Here is a 7,867-nt window from a genome sequence, read left to right as displayed (position 1 = left end):
ACCGTCGCTTATTAGAGGTTCTAGATACTACATTGGCTTCCTATGACAATGTACGTATTGTCCATGGGGATGTGTTGAAACTCGATGTGCCAACCATTATGAACCATAAACCATTTAAAGTGGTTGCTAATTTGCCATACTATATTACAACACCTATTATTATGTCTCTATTGGAAAGTAAATTACCCATAGAACGCCTTGTTGTAATGGTGCAAAAAGAGGTGGCCTTGCGTATGGTGGCTAAGCCAGGTACAAAGGATTATGGTGCATTGTCTGTAGCTGTACAGTACTATACTGAGCCTGATATTGTACTTGATGTACCGCCTAAATCTTTCTTACCGGCTCCAGCTGTAACGAGCTCTGTTATTCGTTGTGTATTGCGTGACAAGCCTCCTGTTGATGTTATTGATGAGAAACTATTCTTCCGAGTGGTGAAAGCTGGTTTTGCACAACGACGGAAAACATTTGCTAATACAATGAAAACAACGGGATTATCAAAAGATAGAATCGAAGAGCTATTAGCAAAAGCCAATATCGATGGGCAACGAAGAGGGGAGACTTTTACCCTTCAAGAGTTTGCTGATGTAGCCAATGCATGGGCGGCTTTAATTAAATAGAATAATGTAAAAAGAGCTTATTAGATTGATAACATATCATTCTAATAAGCTCTTTTCATAAAAAAAGGACCCGAATGGGTCCTTTTTTTTAGTAAAGAATGCCAGCCATTGTTGTAATTAGGAAAGCATTAGCAAAGTCGATTAAGAATGCACCTACCAAGGAAACTACAAGCCATGCACGAGGGGATGGACCATGTTTACTTGCTAAGGATAACATATTAACCAATGCATTTGGTGTAGCGCCTAAGCCGAAGCCGATGGCACCAGAACCAAGCATAACTGCATCGTAGTTGCGACCAAATAGGAAGTAGATAAGGTATGCAAATACACAGATAAGTACCATTTGTGCAACTAAGATTGTAATAAGTGGTAAAGCAAGATCGATTAATTGAACTAGTTTCAAGCTATTGATAGCCATAGTTACGAATAGAGATAATGCTACATTGGATACTGCATCAAGAGCTGCATCGTTGATTTTGTAAGCTTTTGTGAAATCACCAAAGTTACGGATTACAGCTGCACAAATCATTGCGCCGATGTACGCAGGTAGTGGAGTTAAGATAGACAAACCAGCACTTACGATAGTACCGATACCTAATGCAAGGCCAATCCACATACAGATTGTTAAAAGGTCTTGAGAATTAAATTGTTTGCCACCACTTTCAACGTGATCTTCGATCATGTCGATGCCTTCATCTTCCATTAACTCAGGATTTTCGTAAGGTGTTTTAACTTTGTGCATTTTAATAATGCGTTCACCTACAGGAGCACCGAGAATTGTACCAGCTACCATGCCGAATGTTGCGGCTGCAACCGCTGCTGATGCTGTACCAGGGATACCAAGCAATTGTTCGTAATATGGGCCGAAGGCGCCAGCAGTACCAAGACCACCAATCATGGATACGGAACCAGCCATAATACCGATGATTGGTTCAATACCTAAAGCTTTAGCAATCATAATACCTGCTGTATTTTGTACAACAATCCATACTGCACAAGCGAGGAAGAAGAAGATAATGAAGATACCGCCTTTTTTGAGGACTTTCAAAGAAGCCATCAAACCGATAGTGGTAAAGAAGGCAAGCATTAAGAATGTTTGTAGGGAACCTTCAAAGGTAATGTTCAAAATCTTGTAGTAAGAAAGAATGGCAGTTAAGAATGCAAATGGCAAAGCCCCTACAGCTGGTGCAGGCATACACATACGTTGTAAGAACTTGGAATGTTTGTTAATCCAAGTACCAATGAATAACGTGATTACAGCGAGGCCTACAGTTTGGATCATGGACAGTTTCAATGTCCATACATCGTTGACTAACGCTAAGTCAATAAGTGGCATAAAATCACTCCTTTAAAATAAAAAATAAAACTTATATTTTATGGTATCATGAATGGTCGAAAAAAACTATAGAATATATAAGGCATAATAATTATATATTATTTATTTTCAACACTCACAACAACAGTAAAACCATTAGGTTTTATATATCTATATTAGATATATATCTATTTATAATATATTTATATTATATACAAAAATACGAGAAAGTAATAGTATAAATCACTTCTCTACATAATCATACTATATGTATTCGACTAAATTCTGTGATTTTCCTGCCTATTATAAAAAAATAAACTGGAATATATTTCTAATTTTTATATATTGAGAAATATATTCCAGTTGTTATTATCTAGAGATTTATAGTGTGCTTAACTATTGAGATTTGCAGGTAAGTCACTGTCTGCTACATAGTACATCTCGCATTTAGAAGTGCGAAGTATAGATTTAGAAAGATAAGCTATAAACGGCAATACTATAGTTCGTGATGAAGTTTTGGGGTTGTTAAGAAAGTAACATCAGGATTACGCTCTTGAACCCAACCCATTTGCCATTCATTAGAGATAAGAACTACCGTACGATCGCGATTATCCTTAACAATCATCGCATTATCTACACCTTTTAAAGACGCAATATCTACTTCACCATCAATCCAACGGGCAACACTGTATGGCAATGTATTATTTAATAAATCAACACCATATTCATTTTTTAAACGGTATTCTAAAACTTCAAATTGAAGCATACCTACGGCACCAACTACGAAGGAGTCGAGGGCACCTGGTTGTTCAAAGATTTGAACTGCACCTTCTTGAGCCAATTGTGTCATGCCTTTTTGGAATTGCTTACGCTTCATAGTATCTTTTGGAGATACGCGGGCGAAGAATTCTGGTGGGAACACAGGGAAGTCACCAAATGTTACCTTGTGTTTTTGTGCACATAGTGTATCACCTACGCCCATTGTGCCAGCATCGAAGACACCGATAATATCACCGGGATATGCATCTTCTACGATGGTACGTTCGGTAGCCAAGAATTGTTGAGGCTGAGACAAGCGAATCGTTTTGTTAGATTGGCGATGCAATACGGACATACCCTTTTCGAATTTACCAGAGCAGATACGCATAAATACGATGCGGTCATGGTGATTAGGGTCCATATTTGCTTGAATTTTAAATACTAAAGCGGAGAAGTCTTCGCTCGTAGGTTGCACCATTTCTTCCACGGCTTGTCGTGGAGCAGGGGATGGAGCTAGTTCTAAGAATTTTTCTAAGAATGGTTTTACCCCAAAGTTAGTCATAGCAGAACCGAAGAACATTGGCGTTAATTCGCCTGCACGAACTTTATCAAAATCGAATGGATCGCCAGCAACGTCTAATAATTCGATATCATCAAGCAATGCTTGATATACATCGTCACCTAATAATTCTTTCATACGAGGATCAGTCAAAGCACCTTTTTCAGAGGCTAGCTTTTCTTGACCATGTGTTTCGTCTTTTGCGAAGAGCTCGATAGTTTCGTGTTCTCTATCGTATACGCCTTTGTATTCACCGTTGATACCAATTGGCCAGTTCATAGGGCATGTACGAATGCCAAGAACGTTTTCGATTTCTTCCATCAAGTCAAATGGGCTGCGACCGAAATGGTCAATTTTATTTACAAAGGTAAAGATAGGAATACCGCGTTCTTTAGATACGGCAAATAGTTTTTTCGTTTGTGCTTCGACACCTTTTGCAACGTCGATAAGCATGACAGCGCTATCGGCAGCCATCAATGTACGGTATGTATCTTCAGAGAAGTCTTGGTGACCAGGAGTATCAAGAATGTTGACACGACAGCCATCGTAGTCAAATTGCAACACAGAACTCGTTACGGAGATACCACGTTGCTTTTCGATTTCCATCCAGTCAGATACAGCGTGTTTTGCTGTTTTACGAGACTTAACGGACCCTGCTAAGTGGATAGCACCACCGTATAAAAGTAATTTTTCTGTTAATGTAGTTTTACCCGCATCCGGGTGAGATATGATAGCAAACGTACGACGACGTTGCACTTCTTCTAAAAATGTCATAGTTCACCTCTATTGTTTCGTTTGTAAAAGCCTTGTCTTATTATATAACTTTCACATCATTCATATCTTTAAAATTATACATGATTTTGGTAGTTATGACCACTAAATTGTAGTATAATGAGATTTCAAAGAGCGGCTTAGGGGAATAGCCGTTATTTTATGTTAAGGAGGGGACCATGCGGTTATTTATTGCGGAAAAGCCATCCATGGCTCGCGAAATTAGTAAATGCTTGCCGGAAAATAAGAATATCCAAAAACGGAATGGCTACTTTATCCAAGGTGATGATGTGGTGACATGGGTTGTAGGTCACGTCTTACATCAAGCAGAACCTGGTGATTACGATGATAAATATGTTCGCTGGCGCCCTCAAGATTTACCTATTGTGCCTAATGAGTGGAAATTACTGGTTACGGATAGTAGTCGTCAACAGTTTGAAACGGTGAAAGACCTTATCGGTAAAGCTGATATTATCGTCAACGCAGGTGACCCGGACAGGGAAGGTCAATTGTTGGTTGATGAAGTATTATATTATGTAGGAAATACAAAACCTGTACAACGTATCTTGCTAAATGCATTGGACGAAAAATCTGTTCGTGCCGCATTAAATGATCTACGGGATAATAAAGACTTTCACAATCTATATCAATCTGCATTGGCTAGAGCACGTGCAGACTGGCTTATTGGCATGAATTTATCTCGTGCCTATACATTGTCTGAACGTTATAAAGGTAATAAAGTAACATTACCTATCGGTCGTGTTAAGACTCCAACATTAGCCCTTGTTGTGCGCAGAGAGCGAGAACTAGCGGCATTTAAACCGGTCGATTATTTTACATTAAAGGTTTTATATAATCATCCAAATGGTGTATTCTGGGCTACGTGGCAGCCTACAGACGAACAAAAGGGGCTTGACCCAGATGGACGTCTTATTAATAAAGCCATAGCCGATGAATTAGTAGAGCGCTTACAGGCGGGGTCAGATGGAGTTATTAAAGCTGTTACAAAATCTAAAAAGAAAGATGTACAGCGTTTACCATTGTCTCTATCATCTTTGCAGGTATTAGCTGGTAAAGCTTTTTCCTATGATCCGCAAACTGTACTTGATACAGCACAGAAACTATATGAAAAGAAATTGACTACATACCCTCGTTCTGATTGTGAATATTTACCACCAAATCAATATGGTGACCGCAATGCAATTCTCAATAATTTACAGAATGCAGGAGATGAAAGACTAGCACAGTGGGCTACTGATGCAGACCGCTCCATTAAGAGCCGCGCTTGGAATGAAAAGAAGATTACAGCCCATCATGCTATAATTCCTACGACCGTAGCTTGTAATATAAATAGTTTGTCCCGTGAGGAACGCAATATTTACTTCCTCATTAGTCAGGCCTATATTGCTCAGTTTTATGGCGAACATATTTATGAGCAAACTAAAATCGTCGTGGAGCAATGCAAAGAAGAGTTTGTTGCCAATGGCCGTGTAGTTATAGACGAAGGATGGAAATTACTTTATAAACGACAAAAGTCTAAATCTGTGACAGATAATGATGAACCTGATTTAACTGATGAACGTGGTGCAGAAACAGACTCTAAAAAAGAGGCTATTGAAGAAACAGATCATTTGCCTGCGGTTAAGAAAAATGATTCTGTGCTTTACACGGATTCCTCTGTAGAGGCGAAGCAAACTAAGCCGCCTTCTCGCTTTACACCGTCTACGTTGTTACAAGCGATGAAGGAAATTCACAAGTTTGTAAAAAATGAAGACTTGAAAAAGCAATTAAAGGCTGTATCTGGTATTGGTACAGAGGCGACTCGTGCCAATATTATTGACGAACTTATCAGTCGTGGCTTTATGAAAACATCTGGTAAGAAGCAAGTTCTATCACCTACGGAAACGGGCTACCTTTTAGTAGATGCTTTGCCTGATGAATTGTTATATCCTGATGAAACGGCTGTATGGGAAGAACGTTTGGCCCTCATGAGCGAAGGGGAGGATACCTTAGATTCCTTCTTGTCTGATCAAGTTAAGTTTTTACAGTTGTTGATTGATAAGCTTGGCTTTGATAAACAGGTAAATTCTGGTCAAATGATGCCCAATGTAGTTCGCACTATAACGAATCAAAACCGGAAACGTCCGATGGATAATTCTGATGTAGATCTATCTTCTTTGCCGGTATGTCCTAAGTGTAATAAGGGCAGAATGCAACAGCGTAATGGTAAATTTGGTGCTTTTTTAGGCTGTACTAATTATCCCGCTTGTAAACATACACAACCTGTTGAGGGGGATTCTTCAAAGGGTGAAAGTAATATCATTGTGTCTGACGAAGATAAGCAATATAAATGTCCACGATGTAAAGAAGGATATTTTGTTAAGCAAGAGGCGAGAGGACGTATTAACTGGGTTTGCAGTAATCGATCTCAATGCAAGACACAATGCTCCGATGTAAATGGAGTGCCAAGCATTTATGCTAATAAATAAGATGTTTATTAGTTAAAATATAAATTAGTTAAGAATATAAAAAGACGCGTACAGATTTTTCTGTACGCGTCTTTATTTTATCTGCGTTTACCACGTCGTCCTGTTTGTGATGTGGACGTACGGCGTTGGCGTGTATTAGCACCTTTATGGCCACGAGCTTTATGAGCTTTAGCCTTTGTAGATTGATAGGAACTTGTAATCTTAGGTTTGCCAGATACTTTTGCACGTTTAGGTGCAGCACTTGCGTTACCTTTAGTTTTGATCTGACCGTCTTTAGTGTATTTAGTAAGCGTTGCTTGGATGGCGCGTTCAATGCGTCGCAACCAAGATTCATCTTGCGGTGTAGCAAATGTAACAGCCACACCAGAGTTGCCTGCACGACCAGTACGGCCAATACGATGTATATAGTAATCTACGTCACGTGGAACATCATAGTTGTAAACATGTGTAATGCCTTCGATATCGATACCGCGAGCAGCAATATCTGTAGCGACTAAGATTTGTGTTTTGGCTTTAGCAAAGTCTCGTAAAATTTGAGTACGACGACCTTGCGTTAAATCGCCGTGCATTTCTGCGATGTTAAGACCAGCTGCAGTTAGTTCATAGGATAAACGAACGGCACCTTCTCGTTTATTACAGAAAACAATTGCTAAGAATGGATTATCTTCTTCGATCATTTTGATGAGACGTTCTGTTTTTTCTTCAGGGTTCATCATATACACTCGTTGATCAATTGATTCGAGGGTAACGTGTTTACCTTCAGCTGTAACAGAAACTGGTTTAGACATATATGCCTTTGCAAGGTTACGAATTTTGTCTGGAATTGTCGCAGAGAATAGTAAAAGCTGTCTATTCGAATCTGTTTGACTGATGAGGTTTTCAATATCAGGCAAGAAACCCATATGAAGCATTTGATCCGCTTCGTCTAATACAACACGGCGAATGCAATCTAAATGTAAAGAACCTCGTTTAGCGTGATCTAGTAGGCGACCTGGTGTACCTAAGATAACTTGAGGGCGACGTCCTAATTGTTGTAGCTGTGCTTCAATCGTTTTGCCACCGATAAGAGGGAGGATGTCCACATTTAAAATGGTACCTATTTCTTTTGCTTCGTCAGAAATTTGTTTTACTAGTTCTCGCGTAGGTGCAATGATAAGTACTTGTTCTTGATGCACATCTGTGTGAACCCGTTGAAGAATAGGTAATAAGAAGGCTAATGTTTTGCCTGTACCTGTTTGAGCTTTTGCTATGACATCATTCCCTTTGAAAACTATAGGAATGGCTTGTTCTTGAATTGGAGTGGGCTCCTTGATACCTTGTTTTTGAAGGGCTTGAATGAGTTCATCACAAACGCCTA

5 protein-coding genes are annotated in these 7,867 nt (G+C 39.3%); 2 read left to right on the top strand and 3 right to left on the bottom strand.

The features are described from left to right. On the top strand, positions 1-617 hold a 617-nt coding region (gene rsmA / locus QZ055_RS06965), incomplete at its 5' end, for a 16S rRNA (adenine(1518)-N(6)/adenine(1519)-N(6))-dimethyltransferase RsmA (protein ID WP_295825567.1). 88 nt (positions 618-705) lie between these two features. On the opposite strand, the gene QZ055_RS06960 is transcribed toward rsmA, so the two are convergent. After that, positions 706-1,953, bottom strand: coding sequence for a sodium/glutamate symporter (locus tag QZ055_RS06960; protein WP_005387098.1), 1,248 nt, complete (start codon positions 1,951-1,953; stop codon positions 706-708). Positions 1,954-2,428: 475 nt separating this feature from the next. Continuing rightward, positions 2,429-4,024, bottom strand: a complete 1,596-nt coding sequence (locus QZ055_RS06955; protein ID WP_060924805.1) for a peptide chain release factor 3 — start codon at positions 4,022-4,024, stop codon at positions 2,429-2,431. Between the two features lie 176 nt (positions 4,025-4,200). On the opposite strand from QZ055_RS06955, the gene QZ055_RS06950 reads away from it, so the two are divergent. Then, positions 4,201-6,510, top strand: coding sequence for a DNA topoisomerase 3 (locus QZ055_RS06950; RefSeq protein WP_295825565.1), 2,310 nt, complete (start codon positions 4,201-4,203; stop codon positions 6,508-6,510). A gap of 77 nt (positions 6,511-6,587) precedes the next feature. Here QZ055_RS06950 and QZ055_RS06945 read toward each other — a convergent pair. Beyond that, positions 6,588-7,867: DEAD/DEAH box helicase (locus QZ055_RS06945; RefSeq protein ID WP_295825563.1), on the bottom strand; the 1,280-nt coding region annotated here is incomplete at its 5' end.

The organism is uncultured Veillonella sp., assembly GCF_905209685.1.
GTDB lineage: Bacteria > Bacillota > Negativicutes > Veillonellales > Veillonellaceae > Veillonella.
Note: the sequence above shows the minus strand (reverse complement) of the source record. Positions and strands in the feature narration are given on the sequence as shown.

Excerpts from the sequence above, each read along its gene's own strand:
- QZ055_RS06955 (WP_060924805.1), bottom strand. The coding sequence starts at position 4,024 with ATGACATTTTTAGAAGAAGTGCAACGTCGTCGTACGTTTGCTATCATA.
- QZ055_RS06950 (WP_295825565.1), top strand. The coding sequence starts at position 4,201 with ATGCGGTTATTTATTGCGGAAAAGCCATCCATGGCTCGCGAAATTAGT.
- QZ055_RS06960 (WP_005387098.1), bottom strand. The coding sequence starts at position 1,953 with ATGCCACTTATTGACTTAGCGTTAGTCAACGATGTATGGACATTGAAA.